The 14,844-nt window shown below is 60.2% G+C and carries 9 protein-coding genes and 6 pseudogenes; 5 read left to right on the forward strand and 10 right to left on the reverse strand.

Annotated elements, in window-relative coordinates; translation table 11 throughout:
- Positions 1 to 14: 14 nt before the first annotated feature.
- Positions 15 to 869, reverse strand: a complete 855-nt coding sequence (locus ABEB22_RS17020; protein ID WP_339114717.1) for an ABC transporter substrate-binding protein — start codon at positions 867 to 869, stop codon at positions 15 to 17.
- Positions 870 to 1,152: 283 nt separating this feature from the next.
- Between ABEB22_RS17020 and ABEB22_RS17025 the strand changes: the two genes are divergently transcribed.
- The gene (locus tag ABEB22_RS17025) at positions 1,153 to 1,515 is read left to right on the forward strand and encodes a metalloregulator ArsR/SmtB family transcription factor (protein WP_339114716.1); all 363 of its coding nucleotides are present in this window, start codon (positions 1,153 to 1,155) and stop codon (positions 1,513 to 1,515) included.
- Between the two features lie 545 nt (positions 1,516 to 2,060).
- Here ABEB22_RS17025 and ABEB22_RS17030 read toward each other — a convergent pair.
- A pseudogene (locus ABEB22_RS17030) lies at positions 2,061 to 2,793 on the reverse strand (DDE-type integrase/transposase/recombinase); the annotation flags it as partial.
- Positions 2,794 to 3,210: 417 nt separating this feature from the next.
- On the opposite strand from ABEB22_RS17030, the gene tnpB reads away from it, so the two are divergent.
- Positions 3,211 to 3,561 carry an IS66 family insertion sequence element accessory protein TnpB gene (tnpB, locus tag ABEB22_RS17035; RefSeq protein WP_406871182.1) on the forward strand — a complete coding sequence of 117 codons (351 nt, stop codon included), beginning with the start codon at positions 3,211 to 3,213 and terminating at the stop codon, positions 3,559 to 3,561.
- 180 nt (positions 3,562 to 3,741) lie between these two features.
- Here the strand turns inward: tnpB and ABEB22_RS17040 are convergent.
- Positions 3,742 to 4,763 (reverse strand): annotated as a pseudogene (locus ABEB22_RS17040) (IS110 family transposase).
- Positions 4,764 to 5,029: 266 nt separating this feature from the next.
- Between ABEB22_RS17040 and tnpC the strand changes: the two are divergent.
- Positions 5,030 to 6,595 (forward strand): annotated as a pseudogene (gene tnpC, locus ABEB22_RS17045) (IS66 family transposase).
- A gap of 28 nt (positions 6,596 to 6,623) precedes the next feature.
- Here the strand turns inward: tnpC and ABEB22_RS17050 are convergent.
- Positions 6,624 to 6,984: pseudogene (locus ABEB22_RS17050) on the reverse strand (transposase); the annotation flags it as partial.
- 59 nt (positions 6,985 to 7,043) lie between these two features.
- Between ABEB22_RS17050 and ABEB22_RS17055 the strand changes: the two are divergent.
- Together ABEB22_RS17055 and ABEB22_RS17060 are read left to right on the forward strand one after the other, a co-directional pair.
- Positions 7,044 to 7,757: pseudogene (locus ABEB22_RS17055) on the forward strand (transposase); the annotation flags it as partial.
- A gap of 863 nt (positions 7,758 to 8,620) precedes the next feature.
- Complete coding sequence (locus ABEB22_RS17060) at positions 8,621 to 8,881, forward strand: PepSY domain-containing protein (RefSeq protein WP_349295521.1); 261 nt, start codon at positions 8,621 to 8,623, stop codon at positions 8,879 to 8,881.
- Here ABEB22_RS17060 and ABEB22_RS17065 read toward each other — a convergent pair.
- The 6 genes and pseudogenes from ABEB22_RS17065 to ABEB22_RS17090 form a co-directional block, all read right to left on the reverse strand.
- Positions 8,830 to 9,204 (reverse strand): hypothetical protein, encoded by a 375-nt coding sequence (locus ABEB22_RS17065; RefSeq protein WP_406871183.1) that lies wholly within the window; start codon positions 9,202 to 9,204, stop codon positions 8,830 to 8,832. The two genes, ABEB22_RS17060 and ABEB22_RS17065, sit on opposite strands and share 52 nt — an antisense overlap.
- A gap of 485 nt (positions 9,205 to 9,689) precedes the next feature.
- Entirely contained in the window at positions 9,690 to 10,988 is a 1,299-nt protein-coding gene (locus ABEB22_RS17070; RefSeq protein ID WP_339114714.1) for an SLC13 family permease, read from the reverse strand.
- Positions 10,989 to 11,012: 24 nt separating this feature from the next.
- Positions 11,013 to 11,840: an amidohydrolase family protein gene (locus ABEB22_RS17075; RefSeq protein ID WP_349295522.1), complete on the reverse strand. Its 828-nt coding sequence runs from the start codon at positions 11,838 to 11,840 to the stop codon at positions 11,013 to 11,015.
- 77 nt (positions 11,841 to 11,917) lie between these two features.
- The gene (locus tag ABEB22_RS17080; protein ID WP_349295523.1) at positions 11,918 to 12,649 is read right to left on the reverse strand and encodes a GntR family transcriptional regulator; all 732 of its coding nucleotides are present in this window, start codon (positions 12,647 to 12,649) and stop codon (positions 11,918 to 11,920) included.
- A gap of 283 nt (positions 12,650 to 12,932) precedes the next feature.
- A pseudogene (locus ABEB22_RS17085) lies at positions 12,933 to 13,703 on the reverse strand (IS3 family transposase); the annotation flags it as partial.
- 80 nt (positions 13,704 to 13,783) lie between these two features.
- Entirely contained in the window at positions 13,784 to 14,701 is a 918-nt protein-coding gene (locus ABEB22_RS17090) for a LysR substrate-binding domain-containing protein (protein WP_339114711.1), read from the reverse strand.
- Between the last annotated feature and the right edge of the window lie 143 nt (positions 14,702 to 14,844).

A 14,844-nucleotide genomic window follows, 5' to 3' on the forward strand; every position in this document is an offset into this window, starting at 1 on the left:
CTTCTGCTCGCCGTTCAGACGGTCGTAGCCATCGGGCGGAATTTCTCGATCTCGATCCGGGTGCTGAAATCACCGTGAGCGTGCAAGGTGTCTGCTTCCTGCTGCTGCTCGACGACAAGGCATTGGGTCGCGGGGACGATCGTCCAGTCGCGGCCGACGATGACGCTTTTCCAAGTCGCGACAGCCTTGCCGTCGGCTTGCTCGCCCGCCAACAGGGATGCTGCGTGTTCCGGATCGGCCGCGATGTTCTTGCCCAGTTGGACGAGACCCGCGACGAAAGCTTCGAGCTCGGCATCTGTGGCCTCGCTGTCCCTGAGGGTCCAGAACACCGAGCGGTTCGGGATCGTCGCGCCGCAAAGGGACAGGAGCTTCGCTTCGCCGCTTTCGATCGACTGTTCGATCATCGGCGCCATGGCGATCCAGACATCCACGTCGCCTTTCATTAGAGCCTTGCGAGAGTCCTGAGGCGACATTTCACAGCGTATGACGTCCTTGAGGCCGAGCTCTGCCTGTTCGAGCGAGCGCGCAAGCAAATAGGTGTGGAACGAGCCGTCGATCAGGGCCACGCGCTTGCCTTTCAGATCGGCCATTGCGGCGATTTCGCTGTCGGGCGCGACGAGAAGTGCGCCGTTCGCGGGGCGGGGCGCCGAGGCGGCAAGGTAGATGACGGGCTTGCCTTCGGACTGGGCGATGAGAGGCGGGGTGGAGCCGGTGCCGCCGACCGCGATCGTATTCTTCGCGATCAGTTCGCCCGTGTCCCGGCCTTCGACGTAGCTGTGGAACTCGACGCTCGCGCCATCGAACAGCCCGGGCCAGAGTTGCGCGAGCCTCAGGTGCAGGTTCATAGGGTGCACGCCGATTTTCAGCATAGTTCCGCTCCTTCAAGGATCAAGTCGGGTAGGGGTGATTTAGAATAATAGTTTATCTTTTTATTAATTGATTAGGTGTGCGATCCATTGTCAAACTTTGCCTCTGCAATCCGGGTTACTGTAGAGGAAAATGCGATATCCGGTTAAGTTTTCAGCAAATCAGGACTCCAACCTGTAGTGCGTGCTCTAAAATTTCGCTTTTTTGAACGCGCCGGCAAGGCTATGATGGAGAGGGGCGGATACTTGCCTCATCAGTCATTCTATAATTTCTGAAAGAAATATCTTGAGTAAACGCAAGCCTGAAAGAGTCTGTCACAGTGTCGAGGAAGCCAGCGAGCTTGTGAAGCACCTCGCCAACCCCAACCGGCTGGCTGTGATGTGCCACTTGATGGACGCGCCGCGCAGCGTCACTGAGCTCGAGGAGGATCTCGGTATTCCCCAGCCTACTTTGTCCCAACAACTGTCGATCCTGAGGGATGCGGATCTCATTGTCGGCATGCGGCAAGCCCGTTCCGTGATCTACCGTATCGAGGACGCAAGGGTTCTGCCGCTGATCCAGGCGCTTCGCCTGATCTTTGCCGAGCTTAACGACCTTCTCATGCAGAAGCGCTCCAATTTTCCCGGCGATATGGATATGTTCGACTAGGACACTCGGCCCAACGGGTTAGCGGGGCCAAGGGTCCTCCGAACCGATGGCCTATTTATTCGCTTGAAATGGCAAGGTCCTGAAGACCTCGGAGCTGTGCCATTCAAGGGAGCGCTTGTGATCAGCTGTCAGGGCCAAATTGGTCGAAGCATGCATGCTGAAACGTGCCTGCTCACCAGGTTGATCCGATTATACCGGGACTCCGTCATCCTCGAAAGTGAAAAGGCCGCTGTCGAACGCGGCGTCCCATAACGCGGACGGGAGTAGCCCGTTGTGGACGTTCGGACGTGTCCACATTCTTGGCGGGTCGCGCAGAATGGGGGGGCTCGAACATCATTGGAATAGCCACACTCTGGGAAATGGAAGGTCCAGTTCCTTCTCGACCTCACTGGCCACCCTCATGATTCTATGCAGGTCCAACCCATCGAAGGCCCCCTGGTATTGGTCGAGGTAATTTTCGCTTCGCGGTGAGACGCCTGTTCCCTTGGCGACGAGATAAGCAACTGTCTCGGCTTCGACCCTGTGACCTGCCCCCTGCCGGACACTCATTCATAACGAGAATCCGCAGGTTGGATTTGGGTATTCTGGTTCCCCGTCCGGCGCGCTTTCTGTGGCGTCTGGTTGGCCAGGGACGAATGCGGGCGGTCCGTATTGTGGTCGTAGCGCTAGAGCGCCGGCTTCCTCCGTGTGTCGTCCAGGCTGTCGAAGATCTCCTCGTTGAGCAACTCGTCCCGCAGGCTGCCGTTGACGCTTACCCGGATCGATGTAGCACCAAGACACGCTATTCTCGTCGGCCTATTTCAAGTTCGCCCGACTCGTGAACTCGGTCTCGTTTTCGCTGACAATGCAGCCGGGCTTGCCGTAGACCCGGATAAGGGCGCTGAGCTCTCGGGCAACCCTTGCCCCAGTGAGGCTGGTGTCTGCCGCGAGGCACAGGCATTCGCGCGTGCAATCGTCGATCACGGCGAGGATCCGGAACTTCCGCGAGGCACCGAAGCTGTCGGATACAAAGTCCAACGACCAGCGCGCGTTGACGCCCGCGGCCGATGGCATAGGGGTCCTTGCGCCACGCGCTCGCTTGCGGCCGCGTCGCTTTTTCACGGACAGCTCTTCCTCGCGATAGATCCGGTAGAGCTTCTTGTGGTTCATGCTCATGCCCTTGCGCTCCAGCAGGACGCCAATCCGGCGTTAGCCGAACCTGCGCCGCGTGGCGGCGATCCCCTGCATCTCCTTGCGGATATCTGCGTAGTCCGGCGGGCGTTCACGCCGGACTGTCTGTAAGCGGTGTCGCCGCCCCACATTGCTGACGGGACCAGTGATTGCGAGTTGATACGCATCCGAAGAAAAGGAGTGCGTTTCGCAATGCTCGCAAAGAGTTCGTTCCTCACGGCGCTGGGTGTTGAAGTCTTCGCCTCCGGCGAGAGGCGTCGGCCGGATCATGTTAAGGCGCAGGCCGTCTCCGAGACCTTGGAGCTTGGGGTGACGGTGTTCGGGTGTCGCGGCGCGCTACTAGATCAATGAGCCGGTTTTCGCTCCTCTGGTCGTCCGGGAAGAGACCACGGCTGCTTCTGAGCCGGAGCGGCCCCGTGCCGAGGCGCCAGTCCGGATTGTCCGGGGCTCGATCCTCATTGAACTCGGCCAGGATGTGCGAGACGCCCGAATTGCGGAGATCGTTCACGCGCTGGAGGCGCAGTCATGCTGATGCCCTCGCAGGGTGTGCGGATCTTGGTGGCGACGAAGCCGGTCGACTTCCGCAAAGGCCATGACGGCCTTGCGGCGCTGGTCCAGTCTACACTGGCGGAAGATCCGTTCACTGGAACGGTCTTCGTCTTCCGCTCGAAGCGGGCCGACCGGCTGAAGATCCTGTTCTGGGACGGCAGCGGCCTAGTCATGGCCTACAAGCGCTTGGAGGAAAGCACCTTCACCTGGCCGTTCGCCATCGTCGCTCGGACCGTGTATGGATGGCCCCTTGGCAAGAGCTTTGTTTGGGTCTGGCATTCCGGTCGGTCGCGGCCATGTATACGGCGTCAATTTGCAGCATCATAGCTGCGCGCCTTGATGAAGTCAGCCGGCGGACAGGTCCCGATCAATGGCACGCGCTCAAAGGCGCTTCGGTCCGAACTGGGTGTTCCGTTCCGCTGTTACCGTCCCTATGCCATCACCTCACGCTGCGCCTCACCATCTCCTGGGCTACCCGCTCAGTGCGGGTGGCCGGTCTTGATCATTTCATGCCAAACTCGCCCGATAGCTGTCACCGCGTTGGATCAGCGCCCAGATCGTGCGTGCCATACGGTTGGCTAGGGCGATTGCGACCACCTTCACCGGTTTGCGGTCGAGCATTCGGTCCAGCCAGTCGGGCGTAGCATTCGTGGGTGTCGTTCGCCGGACGCGCCGCGCACTAATCCTAGCCATAGCTCCCAAGTATAGCAGCCGTCGCAGATATCGATTGCCGGCCTTTGATATCCGCCCGAGTCGTTCCTTGCCGCCGCTGGAATGTGCGCGTGGGGTCAGGCCTAGCCAAGCCGCATAATCTCGGCCACTGCGGAACGCACTCACATCTGGCGTCGTCGCGGCAAAGGCACTGGAAGAGATAGCTCCTACTCCGGGCACCGCTGCCAAACGCCGAGCCAGCGGATCATCAGCTTGGCTCTCAGCAATCCGTGCCGTGACCGCATCGATCCGATGCCTCACGTGCCCTGAAGCTGTTCGGCCATCATATCCACGGCAGCTCGTGCGGCTTCCGGCATGTTTCGAGCGGCAGCGATCAGACGCTCAACGTTTTGGATGCCCTTTGCCACCACAATGCCGAACTCGCCAATATGCGCCCGGATCGCGTTGATGATCTGCGTAGGCTGCCGTACGAGGAAATCCCGCGTCTTATGGTCAAGCAGAGCGGCTTGGGTCTCGGCCGATTTCACTGGCACAAAGCGCATCGTCGGGCGCGTGACCGCTTCGCAGATGGCTTCCGCGTCCACCGCGTCTGTCTTGCCTCGCTTCACATAAGGCTTGACGTAAGCGGGTGGCATGAGACGGACCTCACACCCCAGCGCGGCAATTTCCCGCCCGCAGTAATGCGCCCCGGCGCAGGCTTCCATGCCCACAACACACGGTTCAAGCCGCGAGAAAAACAGCAGCAGTTGCGCCCGCCGCAACTGGCGGCGACAGACAACTTTGCCGGTCGTATCGACCCCATGAACCTGAAAGACATTCTTGGCCAGATCGAGGCCGATCGTGATAGGCTGTTCCATGGATGGCTCCTTTCGGTGGCTGTACTCAGACCCACCCTGGCACATCGCGATGCCGTTTGGTGGGGCCATCCACACCATCATTGGCGGACAATGGCTCACTCCGCGACGGGGCCATGACACTGAACAAGGCACAATTCAAAGCCCTGTTTGCCGGCCTGGACAGGCGCCGTGTGCGGTCACTGGAGGTGCGCCGACCGGCTGTGGCAGAGTGACTCAGCCTGCTGAATGACAGGGCCTTGGCGCATTTGGTGCAGTATAATCCGCCCATGTCCAGCGCCCCGCCCATCGACCTGTCCGTGATCCCCGAGAGCCAGCGCGCCGCCGTTCTGGCGGTGATGCAGGAGAATGGCGCCCTAAAGGAAGCGAACCGGCGGCTGGAGCATCTCGTGCATGGCAAGCGGTCCGAGAAGCTGAGCGAGGACGATCGGCAGCTGGCCTTTGAAGACCTGGAAACAGCCGTGGCCGAGGTCGAGACCCGCAAGGAACAGGCTGCGCCATCCACCACGACGCCGCGCCGGTCACGACAGCGCAACCTCGGCCATCTACCTGCAGGTTTGCCGCGCATCGAGCGCGTCCTTGAGCCTGCGAGCCTTGATTGGTCGCCATTGTCGCGCCATCGGTCCAAGCGACGATGGCGACGTGGTTGCGGCCGGATGCACCGGATCGGCGAGGACCGCACCGAGCGCTTGGACATCATTCCGGCGCAGCTTCGGGTTTTGGTCGACATCCGCCCGAAATATGCCTGTCGGATCTGCCCGGACGGGGTCACGCAAGCTGTTGCGGCGCCCCGGCTGATCGAAGCTGGGCTGCCGACCGAGCGGGCCATCGCGCATATCCTGGTCTCGAAGTTTGCGGACCATTTGCCATTTTACAGACAAAGCCAGATCCTTGCCCGCTCCGGCATCCAGATCGACCGCAGCACCCTAGCTGATTGGGCCGGGACGGCTGCGTTCCACCTTGGCCCTGTGATCGATCGGTTGACCGAGCATCTCAAATCCTCCGAAAAGCTGTTCATGGATGAGACCACGGCTCCGGTTCTTCACCCCGGACGCGGCCGAACCAAGATAGGACACCTCTGGGCCCTGGCCCGTGACGACTGCGGATGGGGCGGAGAAGACCCGCCCGGTGTCGTCTTCACCTATCAGCCCAGCCGAGCCGGCGCCCACGCGGAACAGATCCTTCAGGGCTTCGACGGTATCCTGCAGCTCGACGGCTACACCGGTTGTGACCGGCTGACGCGCCCGTCCCGCAGGGGCGGCGCGCCGATCACGGTTGCCCACTGCTGAGCACACGCACGCAGGAAGCTGAAGGAAGTCTTCGACCGCGACAGCTCGGAGATCGCCGCTGAAGGCCTTCAGCGTATCGCCAAGCTCTACCGCATTGAGGCCGAGATCCGGGGTATGAGCCCGGGCCAAGGTCTGTCGGCCCGTCAGGCCCGCAGCGCGCCCCTCGTGGCCGAGTTAGGTAATTGGCTGCAGACACGGCGCTTGCGCATCTCGGCCAAGTCGCGCCTCGGCGAAAATCTGACCTACATCCATCGCCAGTGGGCCGGCCTGCAGACCTTCCTCCGCGACGGCCGCGTCGAGATCGACTCCAATGCCGTCGAAAACCTGATCCGCCCCATTGCCCTGACGAGAAAGAACGCACCCTTCGCCGGGCATGACGAAGGCGGTCGCACCTGGCCCCGTATCGCCTCCCTGATCGCCACCGCGAAGATCAACGGGGTGGAGCCCTTCGCCTATCTTAAGGCGGCCTTGGAAGCCATCGCCGCCGGTCACCAGGCCAACAGGACCGACGAGCTACTTCCCTGGAACTTCACCTCGTCAAGCTGATCCCGCGTTGGGCGCAGACACCGCTTACGACTGTCTTGGGGTCGACACCAACAAGCCTGCACGCCCGATGCTGCGAGATGGCATGATCCCACATCACCAAGGACGCGCCGCATCTCGCCGCTTGATCAATGTCGTCAGTTCTTTCCTAGCAGGTTTCTAAAGACGACGTTCTCCAACATGGTGTCAGCCAGCAAACGTTTGAGCTTGATATTCTCGTCCTCAAGGGCCTTTAGCCTCGCAGCCTCCATGCCGCCATACTTGGCTTTCAGTTTGTAGAACGTGGCCGTGCTCAGGCCGTGCCTGCGGCACACCTCCGCAGTCGGCATTCCGGCCTCCTGTTCCTTGATCATCCCGATTATCTGCGTCTCGGTGAAGCGGCTCTTTCGCATGTGTCTGCTCCTCCAGGGTTGGCGCAGACTCTACATTACGGTGAGAAATTTCGCGGGGGGCAGGTCACCTAATCACCAGCCCCGCCTATGTCGTTATCAAGGGTGAGGGCCGCCCGCCATTGGTTCGAGGGTCAGCCGGAACGATGAGTTCAAAGACAGGAACATGGCGCCCAACCCGATGCGGCAAGCCGACTTTACCTACCTCAAAGTCATCGGCTGGGGCTGGTTTTATTTGTCCACGGTCTTGGACGACTACTCGCGTTACGTCATCGGCTGGAAACTCTGCGCCAGCATGCGGGCTGAGGATGACGAGGCCTTGTTCGCCATTGGTTCAAGAACAATGGCCGAGTGATATACTCGACATCGCGTTGGCTGCATCGGGCTGCGACAGCGCCAAGGTGCTGCACAAGCCTAGGCTGCTGAGTGGGCTCATCCTATATTGCGGGGGATCTGGCGGAATACCTCGAAGACAAAGGCGTGCAGCATATTCATGGTGCGCCGATGCATCCGCAGACCCAGAGCAGGATTGAGCCTTGGCACCAGACCCTGAAAAACCGCATCCTGCTAGAAACTACTTCATGGAGGGCGAACTTGAAGCCGCCATCGTAGCCCTCATCAATCACTACAACAATCACCGATACCACGAGAGCATCAGCAACTTGACCCCAGCCGGCGTCTCCTTCCGGCGCGGTGAAACCATCCTTGCTGAAAGGAGACGCATCAAACTGCAAACCATCCAAAACCGCCGCTTGAACCATAAACGTCAAGCAGCGTACCCTGAACCCGATAAACCCAAGCCCTCCGCTCCAGTATCAGGCCGCTTGTTCCAAATCATTCGACGACGGACAGGATGTCCTAAGTGGCCCTTTCGATCGGCGGAAGAAAAATGCGAGGGCATCGCCCCAGCGCCTTACCGCGCCCTTCTCCAGATCACCAGAGGGCTGACCGACTTGTAACAAAGATGCAAGATCTAGGCCGGACCTATGTTTTGGGCGTCGCCGCCCGGTCGATGGCCGCAACGAGATCGCGGGCGGTCGCCACGGGGTTTGCGCGGGGCCGCACGGCCATATGGATCGGCTTCCATCGGGGCGCGATTTTCTGCCTGAAGCTGCCGCAGCACCTCGAAATTGTAAAACTGGCGCCCGTGGCGCATGGTGGATAAGGGCGATGGGGCTGCGGTCGGGATAGGGGGGATCGACACCTGCCGGCCGCCCCCCCCCCCTTTTCTCTCCGATCTTGGAGCGGCGCCGGATGTCGGAAATGCTCTTCAGCTCGGTCAGAAGCGCGCGATCATGCGGGCCGTGGCTGTCGCTGGCTTGGGATTTGTCCTGATGGCACTGCTTTTCATGGGCGTGGTCGGTGCTGTCGCTTCGCGGGTTGCCGCGCCGGTGATCGGGGATCACATTTCGAACTGAGGCGCCCCGCTTTCTGAGGCTGGTCTGTTTGACCCGCGCTGGTGCGGCATGCGGCGCCGATCAGCGCGCAAGGCCTCCATCCAGCGCCTTAAAGCCGCAATCTCGGTTACCGGCGGGTTTTGCTTATGATCATAAGCAGCCGCTTACGGGCGGTCGGGGCAGCGGGCGTCAGGCATCCCCAGGCCATCCGGACGGACGGGATTTTTCGGAGGACAACCTTGATGACCAAAACGATTTTGCTTGCCACTGCCCTCATCGCAGCTCCCATGCTTGCTTGCACCATGCCCGCCATCGGCGATCATATTGGCACGACGCCGGAGGCGGCCAGTGTCGCGCTGGCGGATGCCGGCTGCACCGTCACAAAATTCGGCGCGGAAGACGGGATGATCGAAGCCGAATGTGATGATGCCGACAAAGCCCATTGGGAAGTCTATATCGATCCGACCTCGGGCGATGTCGTCAAGATCAAGGAAAGCGACTGATGCCGCGGCATCAGTCTTTGGCACCCGAGATCTGGGATCCGTTGGTGTGGCTGACCCATTGGACGGTGGCCATGGCGATGATTGTCAAGGGGCTGATCTTGGGGGCTGATAGGCCCGCCCGAGGCGCGGTTTGCCAGCTGTGCGCCCAAGATCATAGAGCCGCTCGCGCCTCGCTCGATCTCCTGCGACATGAGCGACAGGAGGGTCGAGATGGTTTCGGCCCCAGCGGTGCGGCGCTGAACCGGCATGAAGTCCGGCACAATATCCAACAGGAAGTCGGCATTCGGCCCTGAGAAGCTGACCGTCCCGCCGATCAAAACCAACGCGTTCCCGCCGAGTCGGACACAGTCCTTACGGTGATCTTCAAAGAGGTGCCGTCCGTCCTGTGGCGTGAGCGCCGGGGCACCTGAGACGGCTTAATCCATCGTCCCGATAAGACAGACATCCTTGGCTTTCATCGGGTTCGGTGCGCGTTCTTCCCTCGACGTCCCGTACCTTCCCCGCTGCACGGCCACGAACTCCAACCGGTTCTTTGCCGGGAATGACAGCGCCCAACCCCAAGACGCGTTTGCCGCGTCACGCAGGCACTGACCATATCGAACCCCTCGGTCAGGGAGAGGAGCGACAGCGGGATTGGCGAGATCGGAATGGCCCTGGAAGCGATCGTCCGGGCCATCCTCTATGCTCTTGAACAACCGGCAGATGTCGAGGTTGCGAGCATCGTGGGTCCGCCAACGGCTCAGGGCCGATGCCATAGTCAGGCTGCGACACAGCACTTGCGCCGTGCCGCAGCCTGCTGAGTTTGGCCTCAGAAGGCGAAAGTCAGGATCAGGTTGCAGACCAGCGCTGCGACAAATCCCAAAGGCGCTGCACGGAGCAGAAGCCGCGTGAAGAGCGATCCGCGCGTTTCATCATCGAGAGCCGAGCCGAGGATCAGGCTACCGCCGGAGGAGAAGGGCGAAATCGACGTTGCCTGTGCGCCCACCACGATGGCGGTGAACATCAGCATCGGGCTGAGCCCCAGCGAGGCGGCCAGCGGCAGGACCATCGGGAAAAGCGCAGGTGTTACTACGCCCAGCGTCGAGGCGAAGAGCGACATGATCGCAGCCACGATCCCGAAGGCCAGCGGCACGAGATGGGCCGGAATGGTCGTCGAGATCCAGCCGGCAAGCTGGTCGATTGTGCCCGCCTTGATCGCCACCGAGATCAGCATGCCCATGCCGCAGATCATGATCAGCGTGCCCCACGGCAGCGAGGCGATCGCCTTACGTTCGTCTCCCAGCTTCATCAGCAGCGCGATGACCGAGAAGATACTGGCAATCAGCCCGATATCGATCTTGGAGTTGATATAGGTGACCATTGTCGAGGACGGGAAGGCCAGATGCGCAAGCGGCGCGGCCAGCACGATGGCCATCATGGCAAGCGTCAGCCACAGGGTCGCGCGCTGCCGGCTGTCGAGCGGCTCGGGGCGGGTGAAGGCATCGCCCGTTCCGCCAATCACGCGGTGGCGGCCGGTCAGGAAAAGCAGCACCGTAATCACCACCAGCGGCAATACGAAGGTTGCCCCGAAGATGGCTGCGGCATTGATAAAGGCGCTGTTATCGTCCAGACCCGCATTGGTCATCAGGCCGCGGAAGATGATGCCCGACTGGCTCGACATGAAATTGGCACCGCCAAGCGCGCCATAATTCACCGCCATGCCGCCAAGGATCAGGTCCATTCCGGTGCGGCGGCACAAGATCAGGGTGATCGGCGCCATGAAGGCCAGAACCGTGTAATAGCCCGCGCCCATAGCTGCGATGACCGTCGCGGTCAGATAGATGGCATAGGGCAGCAGCCACGGCATGCCACGGCAGGCCCAGAGCAGATGGCCCGCAAGCTTCTCGAGCGTGCCATTGATCATGGCAAAACTGTAGAACAGGCAGACAGAGAAAATTACGAAGAAGATTTTCAGCGGCCACATCGCGATGATGTCGCTGGGCTTCATGCCCATGGCGAAGCTGCCGATCAGATAGGCGAAGGCGATGGCGAAGAGGCCGATATTGATGCGGGTTTTATATCCCAAGGCAATAGCGGCCACGATGGCCAATACGACAACGAGGCTCATGGTTCCTCCCTCTCTCGTCGATGGTTACTTGCTAAAGCGGAACAGGTCCGCGGGTGTTGTGACTAGGATGCGCGCGCGGTCATCCGCGTCGGGGACGAGCGCGGCAAACCGCGTCATCTGGTCGTCATAGCTGACAGCGGTTTCGTGCTGCGTATGAGGCCAGTCGCTGCCCCAGCAAAAGCGTGCCACACCGCCACAGGCCTCGCGTAATGCTTCGAAGGACCGGTGGGCGGCAACATCATCCTGCGCGCTGCGATAAGGCGCCGAAAGTTTCACATAGGCGTTCGGATGGGCGCGCAGCATTTCGAGCACTGCGCGATGCGCGGCATCCTCGGGGCGGATACCGCCTTTGGGCAAGCCGAAATGGTCGATCATCACCGCCACGCCCGATGTCGCGATGGGCGGGACGATGGTGGCGAAATCCTCGAAGGCGCGCTGGATCTCGACCTGCCAGCCCAGATCGGCAAGACGCCGGAAAAATCGCTGCCATTGCGCGCTGTCATAGGCCTCGAGCGGCCGGCCGACGAGGTTGAGCCGCGCGCCCACGAACCCCTGCGCATCAAGCCGCGCCAGAGCGCTTTCGGACATCTCGGGATCCACCACCGCCACACCGCGAAGATGATGCGGATGCTGGCTGATGGCCTCGGCGATCAGCCCGTTATCGGTCCCGAGGAAGCTGGGTTGGATCAGGACACCATGGCTGAGGCCGTGATCGGCCATATGTGCCAGCCAGTCTTCCAGCCTTGCGGTGTAATCCGGGGTGTAGCGGCGTCCCTCGGCCATGGGTTGGTCGGGAGAGAAAATATGCGCATGGGTGTCGATACCGGTGATGTCGGGCGTCTTGTCTGGCATTTGTCATCTCTTCGCTTGGAACAGCAGGCATCCGCCTGCGAGATCAGGGCGGGGTGGGAAGGGGGATCTCGGGTGGGTCAGCTGATCCGGCTTCGGTAGCGGAAACGATCGGCCGCGCCGCAGGCCAGACGCCATTCCAGAGCCTGCCCATCCAGCGCAAATGCCGTGCGCTCGATCAGGGCAACAGGGGCGGCCGCAGGCAGGTTCAACCGTTCGGCGGCAATTTCCGTGGCTTTTCCAAACCGAACCTCATCCTCGGCGCGGGCAATGAACTGGCCATAGCGGCCAAGGTAGAAGGGGTAGAGAAGCGGTCCGATCTCCATCTCGGGCACTGCTTCGATCCCGTCAAAGCGGGCGCGCGGCAGCCAGATGTCTTCTGACAGCCACGGGATGTCTTGCAACAGGCGTACCCGCTCGATCCTGACACAGTCGCTGGTGCCCAGGATGCGGGCGACCGCTTCGGGCGCGGTGGCGCGGGTCCGTGCGATCAGACGGCTGACAGGGATAGTCGACGGCGCCTCCCCATCGCGCAGGGCAAAAAAGCGGAACAGGCTGCTGTCGAAGGCGGGTTTGCGCAAAAACGTGCCCGCGCCCTGACGGCGCTCCAGAAGACCCTCGTCAACCAGTTGTTGCACGGCCTTTCGCACCGTCCCGACCGACAGGCCGCTCTCGCGGGTCAGTGCGTTTTCCGAGGGCAGCATTTCTGATGCGTCCCATTCCCCCGCCGCAATACGCGCCGCCAATTCATCGCGCAGGCGCAAATAAGCCGGCAGACGGCGATCTGCGGTATTTGGCATTTTATCGGACATAATACTCTCTCCCAGTGTCGCTCTACGCTGGATGTGACCGAGAGTCAATTACTTCTATATAGAACTATAGGAGTTAGCCATCCTGCACCTGCCGCGGCGCCTGATGACGGGCGAGCAGCACCGGCCATCGCCTCGAAAGTTGGAGGGGCCCATGAGATCGTCGATTGCTGGTGGTGGGGGCTCAAGCGCCGCAATGAGCCCACGAGCGTGCCCAGACCGAAAAGAGCCCGCACGGCAACACTGTCGCGCGGGCTCTTGACACGTATCACCAGCACCGCCCCTAGGTGAATTCATCGACGATATTGAGCATGTGGTAAGCCCGCCCGTCTGCCGTCCGGTCCTGCACGAAATCATAGGACCAGACGCGGTTCGGCCGCTCGGCCCGCAGCCGCACGCAGGAGCCATCCGCTAGCCAGAGCCGCCCTCGTTTCTTCTGCTTTTGCGGGACTTTAAGCCCCTCGCGTCGCCAAATCCGTTCGACCCGCTTATGATTGACGCACCATCCCGCTTGATTCAACAAACCGGCGATCTGGCGATAGCATACCGTCCGTATTGACGTGCCAGTTCAGTGATGTCAGCGGTCGAGCCAAGGCTTCGTCCTGACGACCGAGCGGGATCTTGCGTGGGGTCGATCTGTGCTGTCCCAAAGCCCGACAGGCACGGCGTTCGGAGATGGCGAGCGCCGTGCGGACATGGTCGATGCACTGACGACGACGCGAAGGCCTAATAAGGCTGCGCGTTCGGGGCTACAAACCCTCCACCGGAGGGTTTGTTATACGCCCCTCATCTTTGCCGCCTCCGTAAGGATCAGCTTGTCGAGCGTCAGGTCCGACACGGCACGTCTAAGCCGCGTGTTCTCTTTCTCGAGTTCCTTCAACCGCTTGAGCTGATCGCGGTTCATCCCGCCAAACTCACGGCGCCAGCGGTAATAGGTCTGTTGGGTCACGCCAATCTGGCGCACCGCATCCGCCAGCTTCGCGCCTTGACCCTGCAAAACCTCAACCTGACGCAGCGTCATGACAATATCTTCCGGCTTCTCGCATTTGCCTGCCATCCAAGTCGTCCTCCATCATACGGGATAAACTATCCCAAAAGGTGGACCACTTCAGTGGGGAAAGACCAGGGCAGACGAACTCAATGACTCTGAGCCCTATTTCGGCCTTCACGTTTGACGTAATTCAATATCCACTGGCGAAATAGCTGAACGCGAGTGTCGTCCCATTTTCTTTCGGGAACGGTGACCCAATATCCAGTACCGGAAGAGCAGGCATCGCCGAATGGTGCTGCAAGGGTGCCTTCAGAGAGCTCATTATAGATGTAATGTTCAGGTATTACCGCAAAGCCGAGACCTTTTTGCGCAGCTGTTATCAGCATGTCGCTATTGGCGAAGCGATGCCCCTGAATGGTTCCAGTCATGTCTGTACCGCTCAGTCTGAGCCAATGAAGCCATAAGCTTGACCTTGATGCATTCTGAAGTGCGGGCATAGTGTCAAAGTCGAATATACGGGTATGTGCTATCGTCTTGAGCATATCTGGCGCGCAGACGACGATGAGTTGTTCAGGAAATAACTCGATCGCACGCGTATTCCGCCACTGGCCGGCGCCGCGTAATATGCTGACATCGATCTTCGTTTCAGCAAAGTCCTCGGCGTCATTGATAATACGTAGTTCAACCTTGATATCGGGATGGTGTTGTAGGAATTCCGGCAATCTTGGCATGAGCCAGCGGGTCATCATCGTGGGCGTGGCGCCTATCTGCAACGCTTCTTGGGCGCGGCGTCCTCTGACGACATCGATGGATACTTCTTCGAGGTGATCTAGGATCTTCGGGATATCAGAATAGTACCTTGAGCCAAGTTCTGTAAGAACAAGGCGTGGTCCTGCCCGATTAAAGAGCGCGGAACCCAGATACTTTTCCAGATTGCCAATATTACGACTGATGGCGCTTTGGGTGACGCCCAGTTCGTCGGACGCCTTAGTGAAGCTAAGATTACGCGCGGCCGCTTCGAAGGCCTGCAAGTCGGCAAGGGATGGGATGAACCGTCTAACCATTTTCCATCATGAGTAAAGATCATACGAAAGCCAGAATTACGAAATTTAACTCCAGTAGAATTCGATGTAACTCGTATAGTGCAGGGTAAACAATAAGACTCTTGCTTAAAAAACAGACTATAACTTCTATGTGCTCCAGCTTT

Origin of the sequence: Thioclava sp. 'Guangxiensis', assembly GCF_045348365.1 — a bacterium.
In the GTDB taxonomy this organism is placed as follows: Bacteria; Pseudomonadota; Alphaproteobacteria; order Rhodobacterales; family Rhodobacteraceae; genus Thioclava; species Thioclava kandeliae.

Excerpts from the sequence above, each read along its gene's own strand:
- ABEB22_RS17020 (WP_339114717.1), bottom strand. The coding sequence starts at position 869 with ATGCTGAAAATCGGCGTGCACCCTATGAACCTGCACCTGAGGCTCGCG.
- tnpB (WP_406871182.1), top strand. The coding sequence starts at position 3,211 with ATGCTGATGCCCTCGCAGGGTGTGCGGATCTTGGTGGCGACGAAGCCG.
- ABEB22_RS17060 (WP_349295521.1), top strand. The coding sequence starts at position 8,621 with ATGACCAAAACGATTTTGCTTGCCACTGCCCTCATCGCAGCTCCCATG.
- ABEB22_RS17070 (WP_339114714.1), bottom strand. The coding sequence starts at position 10,988 with ATGAGCCTCGTTGTCGTATTGGCCATCGTGGCCGCTATTGCCTTGGGA.
- ABEB22_RS17075 (WP_349295522.1), bottom strand. The coding sequence starts at position 11,840 with ATGCCAGACAAGACGCCCGACATCACCGGTATCGACACCCATGCGCAT.
- ABEB22_RS17080 (WP_349295523.1), bottom strand. The coding sequence starts at position 12,649 with ATGTCCGATAAAATGCCAAATACCGCAGATCGCCGTCTGCCGGCTTAT.
- ABEB22_RS17090 (WP_339114711.1), bottom strand. The coding sequence starts at position 14,701 with ATGGTTAGACGGTTCATCCCATCCCTTGCCGACTTGCAGGCCTTCGAA.